This is a genomic window from Mucilaginibacter sp. Mucisp73 (assembly GCF_059491465.1).
Genome location: NZ_CP168507.1, coordinates 6,367,476 through 6,382,787, shown reverse-complemented (window position 1 = coordinate 6,382,787; position 15,312 = coordinate 6,367,476). Strand labels below are relative to the sequence as shown.

13 protein-coding genes and 2 tRNA genes are annotated in these 15,312 nt (G+C 43.5%); 9 read left to right on the top strand and 6 right to left on the bottom strand.

The features are described from left to right. Positions 1 to 6: 6 nt before the first annotated feature. Together ACEN82_RS26590 and ACEN82_RS26585 are read right to left on the bottom strand one after the other, a co-directional pair. On the bottom strand, positions 7 to 381 hold the full coding sequence (locus tag ACEN82_RS26590) for a hypothetical protein (protein WP_413322983.1): 375 nt from the start codon (positions 379 to 381) through the stop codon (positions 7 to 9). Positions 382 to 451: 70 nt separating this feature from the next. After that, positions 452 to 1,414 carry an isopenicillin N synthase family dioxygenase gene (locus ACEN82_RS26585; RefSeq protein WP_090534465.1) on the bottom strand — a complete coding sequence of 321 codons (963 nt, stop codon included), beginning with the start codon at positions 1,412 to 1,414 and terminating at the stop codon, positions 452 to 454. A 204-nt stretch (positions 1,415 to 1,618) separates the two neighbouring features. On the opposite strand from ACEN82_RS26585, the gene ACEN82_RS26580 reads away from it, so the two are divergent. Together ACEN82_RS26580 and ACEN82_RS26575 are read left to right on the top strand one after the other, a co-directional pair. Continuing rightward, positions 1,619 to 3,451, top strand: a complete 1,833-nt coding sequence (locus tag ACEN82_RS26580; RefSeq protein ID WP_495644047.1) for a DUF6600 domain-containing protein — start codon at positions 1,619 to 1,621, stop codon at positions 3,449 to 3,451. Positions 3,452 to 3,535: 84 nt separating this feature from the next. Next, positions 3,536 to 3,982: a thioredoxin family protein gene (locus ACEN82_RS26575; protein WP_413322985.1), complete on the top strand. Its 447-nt coding sequence runs from the start codon at positions 3,536 to 3,538 to the stop codon at positions 3,980 to 3,982. A gap of 141 nt (positions 3,983 to 4,123) precedes the next feature. On the opposite strand, the gene ACEN82_RS26570 is transcribed toward ACEN82_RS26575, so the two are convergent. Continuing rightward, entirely contained in the window at positions 4,124 to 4,969 is an 846-nt protein-coding gene (locus ACEN82_RS26570; protein WP_413322986.1) for a ferritin-like domain-containing protein, read from the bottom strand. Positions 4,970 to 4,981: 12 nt separating this feature from the next. Further along, on the bottom strand, positions 4,982 to 5,674 hold the full coding sequence (locus ACEN82_RS26565) for a ferritin-like domain-containing protein (protein ID WP_176626662.1): 693 nt from the start codon (positions 5,672 to 5,674) through the stop codon (positions 4,982 to 4,984). Between the two features lie 1,288 nt (positions 5,675 to 6,962). Between ACEN82_RS26565 and ACEN82_RS26560 the strand changes: the two genes are divergently transcribed. From ACEN82_RS26560 to ACEN82_RS26550, 3 genes are all read left to right on the top strand, one after another. Beyond that, positions 6,963 to 7,280, top strand: coding sequence for a hypothetical protein (locus ACEN82_RS26560; RefSeq protein ID WP_090535036.1), 318 nt, complete (start codon positions 6,963 to 6,965; stop codon positions 7,278 to 7,280). Positions 7,281 to 7,382: 102 nt separating this feature from the next. Then, positions 7,383 to 7,460: transfer RNA gene (locus ACEN82_RS26555), tRNA-Val, on the top strand. A gap of 138 nt (positions 7,461 to 7,598) precedes the next feature. Then, positions 7,599 to 7,673, top strand: a tRNA-Val gene (locus ACEN82_RS26550). Positions 7,674 to 7,761: 88 nt separating this feature from the next. Here ACEN82_RS26550 and ACEN82_RS26545 read toward each other — a convergent pair. Next, entirely contained in the window at positions 7,762 to 8,535 is a 774-nt protein-coding gene (locus ACEN82_RS26545) for a M17 family peptidase N-terminal domain-containing protein (protein WP_413322987.1), read from the bottom strand. Positions 8,536 to 8,736: 201 nt separating this feature from the next. Here ACEN82_RS26545 and ACEN82_RS26540 point away from each other — a divergent pair, with 201 nt between their 5' ends. Beyond that, positions 8,737 to 10,038, top strand: coding sequence for a leucine-rich repeat-containing protein kinase family protein (locus tag ACEN82_RS26540; RefSeq protein WP_413322988.1), 1,302 nt, complete (start codon positions 8,737 to 8,739; stop codon positions 10,036 to 10,038). 522 nt (positions 10,039 to 10,560) lie between these two features. Here the strand turns inward: ACEN82_RS26540 and ACEN82_RS26535 are convergent. Further along, positions 10,561 to 10,755 (bottom strand): hypothetical protein, encoded by a 195-nt coding sequence (locus ACEN82_RS26535; protein ID WP_090533806.1) that lies wholly within the window; start codon positions 10,753 to 10,755, stop codon positions 10,561 to 10,563. A 72-nt stretch (positions 10,756 to 10,827) separates the two neighbouring features. On the opposite strand from ACEN82_RS26535, the gene ileS reads away from it, so the two are divergent. The 3 genes from ileS to ACEN82_RS26520 are packed head-to-tail and all read left to right on the top strand — an operon-like array spanning position 10,828 to position 15,200. After that, the gene (ileS, locus tag ACEN82_RS26530) at positions 10,828 to 14,211 is read left to right on the top strand and encodes an isoleucine--tRNA ligase (protein WP_413322989.1); all 3,384 of its coding nucleotides are present in this window, start codon (positions 10,828 to 10,830) and stop codon (positions 14,209 to 14,211) included. Further along, complete coding sequence (locus ACEN82_RS26525; protein ID WP_090533802.1) at positions 14,211 to 14,594, top strand: TraR/DksA family transcriptional regulator; 384 nt, start codon at positions 14,211 to 14,213, stop codon at positions 14,592 to 14,594. The genes ileS and ACEN82_RS26525 overlap by 1 nt, the downstream gene beginning before the upstream one ends. Next, entirely contained in the window at positions 14,595 to 15,200 is a 606-nt protein-coding gene (locus ACEN82_RS26520; RefSeq protein WP_495644046.1) for a lipoprotein signal peptidase, read from the top strand. It begins immediately after the preceding gene. Positions 15,201 to 15,312: the final 112 nt, after the last annotated feature.

The following is a 15,312-nucleotide window of genomic DNA, read 5'->3' as shown; positions in this document are numbered from 1 at the left end:
ATAAAGTTATAGAATCCGCAACTCAATTTTCTTTTCATCTCTTGCAAACGTAATCCAATCCAAAGATTCTTCAGACGGAACACATTCTTTCAGATCCAATCCCCGTGCATACCAGCTAAGCGCTTTCGGGCCGAAATTTATCGTCATTTCATACTCCCCTTGCCCGTCTGCACCAATCCAAGCCTTTGTTATAATTTTGCGGATGTCATTAACGCTTTTAGCCATTAATTGCTCATCAACAAATGGCATTGCCACCCCATCGCACCAAAAACGTCTTATTTCATTATCTTCAAAATTTCTGAATGTCTTTGATAAATGATATTCAAGGTAAGTGCAAAAATCTTCGTTAAATGGATGGTGAGGTTTCTCTTCGGGTATCATTGGGAAAAATATTATAGAAAAGCCCTCTCAAAATTGAAAGGGCTTTTGTTGTTATAAACGTGTCTTTGCATTACATCTTCAAACCAATTTCCCTCAAGCGCTCATCCAGGTATTCGCCTGCGGTAATATCAGAATACAGCTTAGGATGTTGCTCATCAATGCATGAATCAAGACTTGTCAAATCCATGTTCGATTTTGGGTGCAGGAAAAACGGCACGGAAAAACGGGAGAACTTCATCAGCTCACGCGGTGGGTTTACTACGCGGTGGGTTGTTGATTTTAACTTGTTATTGGTTAAACGCTGCAGCATGTCGCCAACGTTAACTACCAGGTCTTCACCATAAGCTTTAACCGGGAACCAGGTATTATCGCGGGTTAACAGTTCAAGACCGTCAGCGCTGGCTCCTATTAACAGGGTGATCAGGTTAATATCTTCGTGGGCTCCGGCACGTACAGCATCATCGGGCACCGAATCAGGATCGGTTATAGGGAAATAATGCAGGGTGCGAAGTATTGAATTACCGTTATGAACTTTATCATCAAAATAGTTTTCGGGCAATTCGAGGTAAACGGCAATTGCGCGGAGCAAATGTTTACCTGCTGCTTCCAGTTTTTTGTAAACTTCGATGGTGGTTGGGTTAAATTCGGGCAGCTCATTAACGGTTACATTATCCGGGTACTGTGCTTTCAGCACCTCGTCATCAGTTACGGTTTGGCCAATTTGCCAAAATTCTTTCAGGTCGGGGGTTTTAAAACCTTTTGCCGTTTCCTTGCCTTTACCGGTGTACCCGCGCTGGCCTGCTAAGCCCGGGATTTCATATTGCTGTTTTACTGCATCGGGCAGGGCAAACAGCGTTTTAACCTGGTCGTAAAGCCTATCTATCAATTCTTTACTGAGACCGTGATTAGTAATGGTAACAAATCCTGTTTCGTTAAAAGCCTTGCCGATATCGTTCGAAAATTGCTCGCGTTCATCGGCATTGCCGTTTATATAGGTATTCAGATCCAGGCGTGGAATAGTTATTGTGCTCATAGTTATAGTTTATAAAACAGGAAGCAAAATTATTTAATTTTTAAGCGCGGTACACAAGATAGCAATAAAATTTTATCCCCATAATTACACTGGCTCTGTTCGCATTAACTCGTTAAAACAATTTTTGCTTTAAACGTTTTATACTTCTGCTTGTCATACATTCAGCAACACCAATGTGACAGGCCATCTTAAACATACATTATTATGAAATTTATTAATAAAATATGCGGTATTAGCTTAATAGCATTTTTAATAATGCTTGCCGCACCAAACATGAGTAAAGCCCAGGAAGGAGGCTATGTATCCGATCAGGAGTTTTACGACGAACTTGACCCTTACGGTACCTGGGTTAACGACCCGCAATACGGTAACGTTTGGATCCCGGACGCCGGCGACAATTTCAGGCCATACGCTACCCGGGGCCACTGGGTAGTAACCGACTATGGCAATACCTGGGTATCCGATTATGAATGGGGCTGGGCCCCGTTCCACTATGGGCGCTGGCGCTATGATGATTATTATGGCTGGGAATGGATCCCGGGCCATGAATGGGCACCGGCATGGGTAAGCTGGAGGCACGGCGGCGGTTATTACGGCTGGGCGCCTTTACAGCCAGGTATAAGTATCAATATCTCTTTTGGCAATAGTTACAATGTGCCCGACAATTACTGGGTTTGCGCACCACAGGCATACATCACCAGGCCAAATATCTATAATTATTATGTGCCGCAAACACGGGTAGTTAACATTATTCATCAAACAACAATTATTAACAACACCTATGTTAATAATAACCGTACCTATATAGCCGGCCCAAGAATTAACGAGATCAGGCAGGTTACCAACAACCGTAACGTACGTGTTTACAACATTAACAACGCTAACCGGCCAAACGGCGGCGGCAGGGTAGTTAATAATACAGTAAATATTTACCGTCCGGAAGTAAGAAAAGCACCCGATGCACGACCTGCAAGGGTAGTAAACGCTGCCGCTTACAGGCAGCAAAACCCTAATGATGGCATCGCCAACAGACGCGGCGGTAACGCAACTATCAACCCCAATAATGCGGCCCGTCTGCGTCAAATTGCCCGTAACGAAAGACCTGATAACAAAATAGTACAGGTTAACCATCCAGGCCCGGCAGCCCGGCCTAACCGGGAAAATGGAGCACGCCCAAATCAGCCAAATGCAAGGCCGGGAGACAATCAAGCTCAGCAACGCCTGCAACAGCAACAAGCACAAAGGCAACAACAGCTTGATCAAAGACAAAATAATCAAACCCAACGCCAGCAGCAACAACAAGCCCAGCGTCAGCAACAATTACAGCAAAGGCAGCAAGATCAACGGGTAAAAAGCGAGCAGCAGAACCGTCCGCAGTCCCAACAGCAACAGCAAGCCCAAAGGCAGCAACAAGTACAGCAGAGACAGAAGCAACAGCAGGCCCAAAGAGAGCAGCAGTTACAACAGCGCCAGCAACAACAGCAGGCCAGAGGTGAACAACAGCGCCCACAAAGCCAACCTGACCAGCAGGCACAAAGGCAGCAACAGGAACAACAACGTCAGCAAGCTCAAAGAGAGCAGCAGTTGCAGCAGCGCCAGCAACAACAGCAAGCTCAACGTCAACAACAGGAGCAACAGCGCCAGCAACAACAGCAGGCTCAACGTCAACAACAGGAGCAACAGCGCCAGCAACAAATGCAGGCCCAACGTCAGCAGCAGGAACAACAGCGCCAGCAACAAATGCAGGCCCAACGTCAGCAGCAGGAACAACAGCGCCAGCAACAAATGCAGGCTCAACGTCAGCAGCAGGAACAACAGCGCCAGCAACAAATGCAGGCTCAACGTCAGCAGCAGGAACAACAGCGCCAGCAACAAATGCAGGCTCAACGTCAGGAACAGGAACAACAGCGCCAGCAACAAATGCAGGCTCAACGTCAGCAGCAGGAGCAGCAACGCCAGCAACAACAACAGCGTCAGCAACAGCAGCAACAACAACAACAACGCCAGCAGCAGGAAAGGCGACCTGCAAACCGGTAGAATAAATTTATAACCGCTACAATAAACAGCACGTATAAAGCATTATATACGTGCTGTTTTTATTTATAATCGCTATTATTAACAATGAAGAAATTCCTGCATATTAATTATTTTATCATCGCACTTGTTATCATACTCAGTTCCACCGTCAGGGCACAGGAAAACGTAAGCAAGTCATCAACCCAAATCAACTTTATTGAAAACTCCTGGACCGAAGCTCTAAAACAGGCTGCCCGTCAAAACAAATATATTTTTGTTGATGCTTATGCCACTTGGTGTGGTCCCTGCAAAATGCTCAAGGCTACCACATTTAAAAACAACAAAGTAGCCGATTTTTACAACGATAATTTTGTAAATGTAGCTATCGACATGGAAAAAGGACAAGGCCCGGCCCTGGCTGCCGAATGGGGACTGCAGGCCTACCCTACCATGATTATATTTACCAGCAAAGGCAAACCCGTATCAGGAACCGTAGGCTATATCAGGGCAAATGACCTCATCAAATTTGGCAGGCAGGCCTTGAATAAATAGCTTTTTATATGAAAGCAGAAAGCCAAAAGCTGACAAGCTGACTTTCAATGCAAACTAAACACCTTATGTATTAATAGCCTCTATATAAAACAAAAAACGACAGCAAATTGCTATCGTTTTTTGTGTTTTATAGTAGCTTTATTAGCTATATATAAAAGTACCTACTAATAAAGCCAATACCTGGTCCATAGATAATGGCTCATCAAAAGCTGCGGTAGCCACCTCAACAGAAGTTGAAGAGCTTGATAAACCAGGTAATGTGGTAACGTTAACACCACCCTGGGTAACGTTTTGTTCGCCATCGTAATTTCCGTTAACCTGCGGCACACCGGTATCGTTGCCTAAAGTAGCGGTACTGGTGATCCACGGGGAAACGCCCAGCAACTGTCGGATAGCCGATGCGTGGCGGGCTTCAACCGCATGGATTGATAAAGCCGCGGTCAAAATATCTTTATTGCCCAGCAAGTTAGGCGCCTGGCCTTTATAAGCACGTACACCCGTATCTTCAAAAGCCAGCGCCACCTTCAAAAACAAGTTGTAATTTCCGAACAAACCTTTAAAGGGCCCGTTACCTGTGCCGCCGCCTGCTGTAAAATCAAACTTGGGCGAAGTAACCGGCGTACCGCCCGAAGCTGTAATGGCTGATTTCAGGAAGGCCACATGTTGATTTTCGTCGTCTTTTACTGTGTTTATATAAGAGGCACCCGCAGCAGGAATCAAACCCGCTGAGGCAGTACCTGTATTATAAAATGACGACTCAAGATATTCAAGCGTTAAGGCATAGTTTAAAACCTCAATCACTGTTGGAGCAGCAGCAGCCCCGTACGCCTTTTTGAGCATGGTACCCATGGCAAACGGCACAGCGGCCATAGCCACTTTTGAACCGAAGCTGGTTATATTTTTGATAGCTGCACGACGCGGATTAAGCCTGTCGTTTAGTTCGGGATCAAATTTTTCTATCTCGTCTATTATATTAAATAAATTCATGGCGATGTGGGTTTAAGCTGTGTAACTGTAATTGGATGCACTCACTTTAGTTTTGAGGTAGGTGTTTGCGATAGGCAATACCTCGGCAATGGTAGCTGATTTGTTCAAACCGTTGCTGTCTACCTGGTCATCGGCAGCAAATGACCCTGCCATCAGCATATTGCTGATCAATGCTGCGTGCCTGGCCTCAACCGATACAATTTTACCGGCAATGGTTAAATAACCGGCATCCTTAATCAGGTAACCTGCACCATCATAAGCTTTAACACCGGTATCTTCAAATGCTTTAGCAGCACCAAGTACGGCTGCTTTTTTTGTAAAATCGATAGTGCTGAAATCGGTGGTAAGAGCAGGGATTGCATTACCTCCTAAAGCAGCTTTGAAAAATTCACGGTGGAGTATCTCATGATCACGAATACTTGTTAAAAGCGCTCTTTCATCGGAGGTCATCCCCGAATATGGAGTGGTAATTACCTGGATATAAAACGCAGCTTCCAGTTGCTCAAGCGCGTAAGCGTAGTTAAGGATCGCAAGATCGCCTTTGGCACCGATATCAATGCCCCCGCCAACAATTACCTTATGGTCTTTGTGACAAGCTGCTGTAGCTAAGAGTCCGGCTGATGCCACGCCTAACCCTGCATAGCGTAAAAATGACCTCCTGGCCATATTTGCTCCGCCTATGCTTTCCTGTTCAGATGTTTTCATAGAATTCGATTTTTAATGCTATAATTAGTTATCTTGTAGATGGATATACGCCCGTTATAATCCAACAGATTTCAATTTACGATAATTAATCTACTCTTAATTGGAGTGTTCAACTGCGGGTAAAACCCATGGCTCTATTTACAGCTAAAAAAACTTCAGAAAAAATTGGGAATAATAAAAAAGGCCGAAACACTCTCGCAGTTTTTCGGCCCTACATCTACCTATGAAAACAACCCTTTGAGAAGGGTATTAATACTTATCCAAACCTGGTGCCAAATCATAAAACCGCTTTTAAACTTCTATAAATAAGCTTTTTGAAGCTAACAGTTGTCACCGTGTGGAAAGCAATCCCAAAATCGGGGAGTATAAGGTACTATCATTAAATATTCTTAATTAAAAAGCAATCAGATCAGAGAGAGATTGAAATTTCCGCTAAATAAAAAAGGCCGGACAACTCTCGCAGTTATTCCGGCCCTACATCTACCTATGAAAAACAACCCTTTGAGAAGGGTATTAAACTATATTCAAACCTGATGCCAATGTTTAAAAATGGCTTTAAATGCCTAATTGGCAGCTTTTTAAAACACAACCGCACCTCAATGTGTAGAAATGACACCCAAAACCGGGAATTAATTTCCCAATGGTTAATTTCGGCAGGCTACATTTTAATTATCAGGCAACATAACGCCGTAATAAAAAAGGCCGGACAACTCTCGCAGTTGATCCGGCCCTACATCTACCTATGAAAAACAACCCTTTTTAGTAAGGGTATTAACTTTAATTCAAACCGGGTGCCAAATGCCAAAATGCCTTTCCAACATTCAAAACGCATTTTCAAAGGCATAATAAATATAAAGTGTGAAAATACTTTCCGGGGATAGTGGTATAATTTTCCCAGAAGTTAAAACTTGACCGGCCAAACTACCTTGCCCGTCATCACATGCCTGGATGACATATCCAGTTATATAAACCTGCTTTGGAGAGGAAACCGGCACCCAATAAAAAAGGTCGAAATACTCTCGCAGTATTTCGACCCTACATCTACCTATGAAAAACAACCCTTTGAGAAGGGTAATAACATTTATTCAAACGAAATGCCAATTGATAAAAATGCACCTATATGCCTTAAAAACAGGTTTTTAATATTACTTAAATATTAAACTGTAGATTTTTTCCCCAAACGAGGGTGCAATTTCCACACCCCGGGGAAACGATTAATAAGTCAAACAATTTTTAACATAAATGCTTAATCAGTAAACCATCCCATATAAACTTTGTTAAACCGATTATGGACTATAATGTATATTTACTGGCAACCGATCCTCAAAACCCCTGCAGGGATGTGATCCACTCCAGGGATACACGCCTCAAAGTAAAAGTTTACTGCCTTGATGAAGAACAATTTAGTCCGGATGACAACGAGATTCAGCTTTACGGCTACGCCGACCAGAAGCTTTACGCTTTTGAAACGGTTAGCGTGGCTGCCGAAGACGCGCTGGATTTGGTAGGCGCCATACAATGGTATGCCCATTATATCGAATTTCCGGAAATGGAAATCCTCCCGGAAGACCCCCGCCCGCGTGCCCAGTACAGGGATGTGAAGTAAATTACTAAAATACATCTCATTAAAAATCAATATATTACAAAAAATGCAAAATATTTTTTGAAGAATAAACATCAAGCCCTATATTTGCAGTCCCAAAAGCAAGGGAGCTTAGCTCAGCTGGTTCAGAGCATCTGCCTTACAAGCAGAGGGTCACTGGTTCGAACCCAGTAGCTCCCACCAAAAGCCTGACAGTAATGTTGGGCTTTTTTATACTTGCGCTCTTCGCTAAATACTTCACGAAAGTATTTGCATTATATGGCAAAGTGATTTAACTTCGCCGCTCGGTTTTGCCAAAACGATGGTAAAATTAAAAACAAAGGGAGCTTAGCTCAGCTGGTTCAGAGCATCTGCCTTACAAGCAGAGGGTCACTGGTTCGAACCCAGTAGTTCCCACAAAAAGGCCTTGCAATTGCAGGGCCTTTTTATTTAAAATCAGCCTTTAAAGTCTTTCAAACTCATTTTTATCGCAATACGTTTTGAGTTAATCCCCCTTGAAACTATCCACAAAAGCTTTAACCGCATCTGCCGTGGTTTGAAAGAACGCCGGCCCTGCAAGTAATGTTATTTGAGTTACAGGCTTAGCGGAACTCAGCGAATGATTTTTCAAAAAAGCCTCGGTTTCATAGGCGTTTATAGCGCCTTTAATAACATTGACAGCAACAACGCCCGTAGGTGAATCAATACCAGCATCCTTTAAATCGCTGGCATGCGAGTAACTGCTTACCCCCAACCTTAAAGCTTCGCGCATTTCCACACGGCCAACGCTGATCATTAGTTCGGGATTAAAGGACTTTCGGTCGCCAAGCCCTATGATCATTAACTTTCCGGCTGGCAAGCTGCCAGCTGACGGTGTAATGAGCATTGTTTCCAGGGCCCGGCCTTCAAATCTGCCGCTTTTACGCAATTCGGTGAGTATCCCTTTTAAGGCCTCATCTACATGTACAAGGCCGTTAAGATTACGTGGCAATGCGGGCGGCGAATTAAAAATATCGCCCTCTGTGTATTCAAAAACACAAATTACCTGAAGTGGTGTTTGCTGATTAGAGGGTGATTGAACGGCAGTTGATATTGTTATACCGTCTATTTGGCCAATTGTTGCCGATGTACCGGGAGCGGGTAAAGTTGACGCTTGTGTTTGTGCCCAACCTTTTGTAAAACTTACTAAGCTGATGATTGCCATTGCAAACATGAGCTTTAACGAGCCCGTATGCGATTTTATAGCTACTTTCTTGATTATTGTAATATTGCGTTCCATGGATGGCGATGTTTAAATTGATATTATTTATCTCTCTTACTAATACATCAAAAGTGGAGGAAATTGAAAAACAAAAAGATGACGTAGATTAAGAAATAAAAAATCATCTTAAAAGCTAAATAAATCTAAACGCGATTCCACCATATCATATATGAGGCACAACCAAAATGTTAAGCATTTTTTGTTCTTTTGCTTTAGCCTATGCAAACGTTACAACAGTTACAAAACGGAGAATTAAAAGGAGCAGTATCGCTTAAACTATCAGAAAATCTTTCCCACTTTCCTATTGAAATTTTTGAACTGGCAGATACGCTGGAATATCTTGATCTTTCATTCAATAAACTGAACGCATTACCGTCAGATTTTGGTCGCCTCCAAAAGCTGAAAACCTTTTTCTGTTCAGAAAACCAATTCACTGTTTTGCCGGAGGCATTGTCCGATTGCCTATTTTTGGACATCGCAGGGTTTAAATCAAACCGAATAGAAAAGGTGCCGCCAGCATCACTTAATCCTAATCTTCGCTGGCTCATCCTTACCAACAACAGGATTACCGAGCTACCTGCTCATATAGGCAACTGCAGCAGGATGCAGAAACTAATGCTTGCGGGTAACAGACTAACAAAACTACCGGCTACACTTGCAGGCTGTCGTAACCTGGAGTTGCTCCGGATTTCCGCCAATCAGCTAAATGAATTTCCCGAATGGCTCTTATCTATGCCCAAACTATCATGGCTGGCGTTTTCGGGCAATCCTTTCAGCTATAAACCAACCGTACATTCACTTACAGCGATTGATAGCAGCGAATTGGAAATTAACCAATTGCTTGGCGAAGGCGCATCCGGTGTTATCTCCAAAGCTACCTGGCGGCACGCCGGTGAAACCACTGAGGTTGCGGTTAAAATATTCAAAGGAGCAATTACCAGCGATGGCCTTCCCGAAGATGAGATGAACGCCTGTATTACCGCCGGCAACCATGAGGGATTGGTAAAATTAATAGGCCAAATCGCCAATCATCCCGAAAATAAAAAAGGACTGGTGATGAAACTCATACCAGGGAGTTTTTACAATCTCGGCCTGCCTCCCAGCCTTGTTAGCTGCACGCGTGATGTTTTTAAGCCTGACCTGACTCTGACACCCGAACAGGTACTAAAAATTGCAGGTACCATTGCATCCGTGGCGGAGCACCTGCACTACAAGGGGATTATGCACAGCGACCTGTATGCACACAATATTTTGATTGATGATGAAGCCAACACACTGTTCAGCGATTTTGGGGCAGCCTGCTTTTATGATAAAGCCAATACAACAATAGCCAACAAACTTGAACGGCTTGAAGTAAGGGCTTTTGGTTATTTATTAGACGACCTGGCAAGGCTATGCAATGATACAGAACATCCTGATCTTAAAAAGTTATTAGTTTTGAAAGAAAGCTGCCTTAGCGAACAATTAACGAACAGACCCACATTTCAATATTTAAACGCAAAATTTTTCGGATTAAAATAGCCAGCCAAACATGCCCCTATTCATCCGAAACGCTACAGCGAATTTCATTTCCCTGACGACCTGTTTTATTTTGGAAAAACAAGCTACACACTCGCAATATTTTTAATTTTTTAGAAATATTTAAACGGGAAACGGCAGTTTTTAATAATCCGTCGATTCATTTAATCTATTCGTCGGTTTTTTTTTGATTTTAGCAATCCATGTATTAGATTTGTAGCTATTTCAATACAAGGTTACCACCTTGATTTGTGATAAGGTTTAGGTTTAAAGCCTCCAAGCAGCGAGTGCAAGGAGGCTTTTATTGTTTAGTCTTATCCATAACGTATCAACTAAAGTTTTAGTATATGAAAAAGTCTAAGTCGAAAGTATTTAGTAAGAAGTAATATTATTGACTTTTAACTTCGAGATCAGTGATTTATGATTTAAAATACTGTGGTGGCTCCGGCTGAGCAATGTTGCAATACCTATCCGGGTTTGAACTTACGACTAACAACTTGAGACTAACAACTCAGGACTTAAGGCTTACTTATTTTCCTTCACCACATCAATGAGCCAGGTCACCAGACCAATAAAGCCGGCAATAAATAACCCTGCTCCTGCACCGCGTGCGTAGTCGTCCCATTTTTCGCCGGGGCCGCTGGGAATGGCCATCCCTGCCGAAAACAGGATAATACCTATTAACAAAAGATAAACAGAGCGTTTTGCTTTATTTTTCATCGGCGTAAATTAAAAAAATCATTTTTAAATTCTGTATTTTTGCAACCTCTTAAAAACGAGGTGAAATAATAGATGTACAAGGAATATAAGCAGTTAAACTTATCGCAAACCGGCAAAGAGATACTGGACTTCTGGAAACAGAAAAATATTTTCGAGAAAAGCATTATCAGCCGTCCGGCAGGTAACCCTTATACTTTTTATGAAGGGCCGCCGAGCGCTAACGGTATGCCCGGTATTCACCACGTAATGGCGCGCTCAATTAAAGATATTTTTTGTCGCTACAAAACCCTTAAAGGCTACCAGGTAAAACGTAAAGGTGGCTGGGATACCCACGGTTTACCTATTGAGCTTGCCGTTGAAAAAGCTTTGGGCATCACTAAAGATGATATCGGCAAAAAAATTAGCGTTAAAGATTATAACGATGCCTGCCGCAAGGAAGTTATGCGTTATACCGATGTTTGGAACGACCTGACCGAGAAAATGGGCTACTGGGTTGACCTGAACGATCCGTACATCACTTACAAAAACGAATACATTGAAAGCCTTTGGTGGATCCTTAAACAGCTGCACAATAAAGATCTGCTGTATAAAGGTTACACCGTACAGCCATACTCTCCAAAATCAGGTACCGGCCTTAGCTCACATGAGCTTAACCAGCCGGGCACCTACAAAATGGTAAAGGATACCACCATCACCGCCCAGTTTAAAGTTAAACGCGACGGCGATTCGGAGTTTTTGTTTAACGGCATAGATACCGAGGTATTTATTCTGGCCTGGACAACTACACCGTGGACATTGCCTTCAAACTGTGCACTTGCTGTTGGCGAAGAAATCACTTATGCTAAGATCAGCACCTTCAACCCGTACACTTACCTGCCGGTTTGTGTAGTTTTGGCGAAAGACCTGATTAAGAAATACTTTAAAGCCGAAGGCGAGAATGCTTCGTTCGCTGATTACAAAGGTGGTGATAAGATCATCCCATGGAAAATTGAGGCAGAAGTAAAAGGCAGTCAACTGGTGGGCATCCACTACGAGCAGTTGATGCCTTATGTAACCAACGAGGATCTGGAGAAAAATGCGTTCCGCGTTATTCCTGCCGACTTTGTTACCACGGAAGACGGTACCGGTATAGTACATACCGCATCTGTTTTTGGTGCTGATGACTTCAGGGCATGTAAGGAAAACAATGTACCATCGGTAATGGTGAAAGACGAAACCGGCAAAGATGTTCCGTTGGTGAACAAACAAGGCCGTTTTGTTGATGAGGTTACCGATTACGCGGGCCGTTACGTTAAAGAAGAATATTACACCGATGCCGAGCGTGCCGAAGAAGGTTTTAAACCAATCGACGTACTCATCTCTATCAAATTAAAAACAGAGAACCGCGCGTTCGACGTTAAGAAATACGAGCACAGCTACCCGCACTCATGGCGCAGCGACGAGCCAATATTATATTATCCACTCGATAGCTGGTTTATCCGTACCACTGCTGTGAAGGATAAAATGGTGGAGCTGAACAAAACCATCAACTGGAAACCGGAATCAACCGGTACAGGCCGTTTTGGTAACTGGCTGGAAAACCTGGTTGACTGGAACCTTTCACGTTCACGCTACTGGGGCACCCCGCTGCCTATCTGGCGCGAGGAAAACGGTACAGAAGAGATCTGCATTGGTTCAATTGCTGAACTGAATGGAGAGATCGCAAAATCAATCAAAGCAGGTTTCATGCCTGAGGGTTTTAAGTTGGAAGACATGCACCGTCCTTATGTTGATGATGTTGTTTTAGTATCATCAACCGGCAATAAAATGCTGCGCGAGCCCGACCTGATCGACGTTTGGTTTGATTCGGGTGCTATGCCTTATGCGCAATGGCACTTTCCGTTTGAAGGCCAGGACGAATTTAAGAATGCTTACCCGGCAGATTTCATTGCCGAGGGCGTTGACCAAACCCGCGGCTGGTTCTTCACCCTGCATGCCATAGCTGTAATGCTAAGCGAAGCAAGTGATGAGGTGAAAGCTATCAATGAACAGGTTGGCAATAAAGGTATCGCGTTCAAAAACGTAGTATCAAACGGCCTGGTGCTTGATAAAAACGGCAATAAAATGTCTAAACGATTAGGCAATGCCGTTGATCCGTTCGAGACCATCGAAAAATATGGCGCTGATGCTGCCCGCTGGTACATGATCAGCAATGCATCACCATGGGATAACCTTAAATTTAACGAAGAGGGTATAGATGAAGTTAGGCGTAAGTTTTTCGGTACGCTGTACAACACCTATTCATTCTTCACCCTGTACGCTAACATTGATAAGTTCACTTACAGCGAAGCCGAAATTGAAATCAGCAAACGCCCTGAAATTGACCGCTGGATCATATCACTGTTAAACACCCTGAGCAAAGAGGTTGACGATTACTATGCCGATTTTGAGCCAACCAAGGCGGCCCGTGCTATCCAGGAATTTGTTGATGTGCATTTCAGCAACTGGTTTATCCGTTTAAGCCGCCGCCGTTTCTGGAAATCTGATAACACAGAAGATAAACTTTCGGCTTATCAAACTTTATATACCTGTTTAATTGCTATCAGCAAACTAATGTCGCCAATTGCACCATTCTTTGCCGATAGGTTATATTGTGACCTGAATGCTGTTACCCGCAAGGAAGAGTTTGAATCGGTACACCTTGCTTACTTCCCCGAGTATAACAGCGCACTGGTTGATGCCGAGCTTGAAGAGCGCATGCAGCTTGCGCAGGATGTTTCGTCATTAACCTTGTCACTTCGTAAAAAGGTGAATATCAACGTGCGCCAGCCATTGAGCAAAATTTTATTGCCAATACTGGATAAAAGCTTTAAATTACACGTTGAGCAGGTTAAAGACCTGATTTTGTCTGAAACCAATATTAAGGATATCGAGTATATTACCGATACCGCAGGTTTCATTAAAAAGAAAATAAAGCCAAACTTCAAGGCCTTAGGCCAAAAAGTGGGTAAGGATATGAAAGTTGTAGCCGAAGCCATCACAAATTTCTCCCAGGATGATATAGCCGCTTTAGAAGCCAATGGCAACATCCCGGTTCTTGATGGCAAATACGAAGTATTGGCTACCGACGTTGAGATCATAGCCGAAGATGTTCCCGGATGGCAGGTGGCAAATTTGGGAAAACTAACCGTGGCTTTAGATGTTACCATAACCAACGAATTAAAACAGGAAGGTATCTCGCGCGAGTTTATCAACCGTGTGCAGAATATACGTAAGACCAAAGGATTTGAAGTAACTGACAGGATAAACGTGCAGGTAAGCAGCACCCCGGCGATCAGAGAGGCCGTGGAAAACAATCTATCCTACATTTGCGCCGAAATTTTGGCCGACAGCATTACGTTTGTGGATAACCTTACCGGGGGCGAACCTGTTACAATTGACGAACAAGAAATATTGATTGCTATTAGTAAAGTATAATGAAACAAGAACAAGAAAAAACCAGATATTCTGAAGCTGACCTGCAGGAATTTAAAGGGATTATCCTGGATAAAATGCGCATAGCCCGCGAGGAATTAAACTCATTGGCTACCTCATTGAGTTCGCCTAATGCCAACGGCACCGATGATACCGCCGGTACTTACAAAACATTAGAAGATGGTTCGGCCACGCTTGAAAAAGAGCAGATAAACCAGTTGGCAGCCCGTCAGAAAAAATTTATTGAGCAGCTTGAAGCCGCGCTTGTACGTATTGAAAATAAAACTTACGGTGTTTGCCGCGAAACAGGCAAGCTGATCCCGAAAGAGCGTTTACGTGCCGTTCCGCACACAACCCTCTCTATGGAAGCTAAATTAAAGCAATAAATGAAGGCTGCTTATACCAAACCTTTTTTAACTGCTGCCTTCATCATCCTTGCCGACCAGATCATCAAGACCTGGGTACGTGCACACATGCAGCTCCAGGACGAAATTCGTTTCCTGGGAAGCAGGGGGATGCTGCACTATACCGAAAATAACGGTATGGCATTTGGTATGGAATGGGGCGGCGATGCGGGCAAACTGGCGTTAACGCTGTTTCGCATAGTTGCGGTTTGCGGTATAATTTACACCCTTATTTATTTAATTAAACACAAATACCACCGCGGGCTCATCATGAACGTAGCGCTCATTTTAGCCGGTGCCATGGGCAATATTATCGACTCAACCTTTTATGGTGTAATGTATAAATATGCCCCTTTATTTCATGGCCGTGTGGTTGATATGTTTTACTTTCCGCTATTGCGTGGCACCTATCCGTCTTGGTTCCCGTTTTGGGCAGGCGAGTCGTTCGAGTTTTTCAGGCCGGTTTTTAACCTGGCCGATGCCTCTATCTGTGTAGGCGTAATTATGATTCTCCTGTACCAGAAGCGCTATTTTAAACACGAAAAACCAGAAGTAGCCAGCCCCAACAGCGAAATGGTTGAAGAATAAAATTATTAAATACTTAATATATTAAAGCCGCGATAAGCGGCTTTTTTGCTTTAACCCCATAATCAGAAGTCATGCTGGACTTGTTTCAGCACCCCACTCGCTAAGCACCAGC

Coding starts and splice junctions, on each gene's coding strand:
- ACEN82_RS26565 (WP_176626662.1), bottom strand. CDS start 5,674: ATGAAAACATCTGAACAGGAAAGCATAGGCGGAGCAAATATGGCCAGG.
- ACEN82_RS26540 (WP_413322988.1), top strand. CDS start 8,737: ATGCAAACGTTACAACAGTTACAAAACGGAGAATTAAAAGGAGCAGTA.
- ACEN82_RS26590 (WP_413322983.1), bottom strand. CDS start 381: ATGATACCCGAAGAGAAACCTCACCATCCATTTAACGAAGATTTTTGC.
- ACEN82_RS26585 (WP_090534465.1), bottom strand. CDS start 1,414: ATGAGCACAATAACTATTCCACGCCTGGATCTGAATACCTATATAAAC.
- ACEN82_RS26580 (WP_495644047.1), top strand. CDS start 1,619: ATGAAATTTATTAATAAAATATGCGGTATTAGCTTAATAGCATTTTTA.
- ACEN82_RS26545 (WP_413322987.1), bottom strand. CDS start 8,535: ATGGAACGCAATATTACAATAATCAAGAAAGTAGCTATAAAATCGCAT.
- ACEN82_RS26560 (WP_090535036.1), top strand. CDS start 6,963: ATGGACTATAATGTATATTTACTGGCAACCGATCCTCAAAACCCCTGC.
- ACEN82_RS26520 (WP_495644046.1), top strand. CDS start 14,595: ATGAAGGCTGCTTATACCAAACCTTTTTTAACTGCTGCCTTCATCATC.
- ileS (WP_413322989.1), top strand. CDS start 10,828: ATGTACAAGGAATATAAGCAGTTAAACTTATCGCAAACCGGCAAAGAG.
- ACEN82_RS26570 (WP_413322986.1), bottom strand. CDS start 4,969: ATGAATTTATTTAATATAATAGACGAGATAGAAAAATTTGATCCCGAA.
- ACEN82_RS26535 (WP_090533806.1), bottom strand. CDS start 10,755: ATGAAAAATAAAGCAAAACGCTCTGTTTATCTTTTGTTAATAGGTATT.
- ACEN82_RS26525 (WP_090533802.1), top strand. CDS start 14,211: ATGAAACAAGAACAAGAAAAAACCAGATATTCTGAAGCTGACCTGCAG.
- ACEN82_RS26575 (WP_413322985.1), top strand. CDS start 3,536: ATGAAGAAATTCCTGCATATTAATTATTTTATCATCGCACTTGTTATC.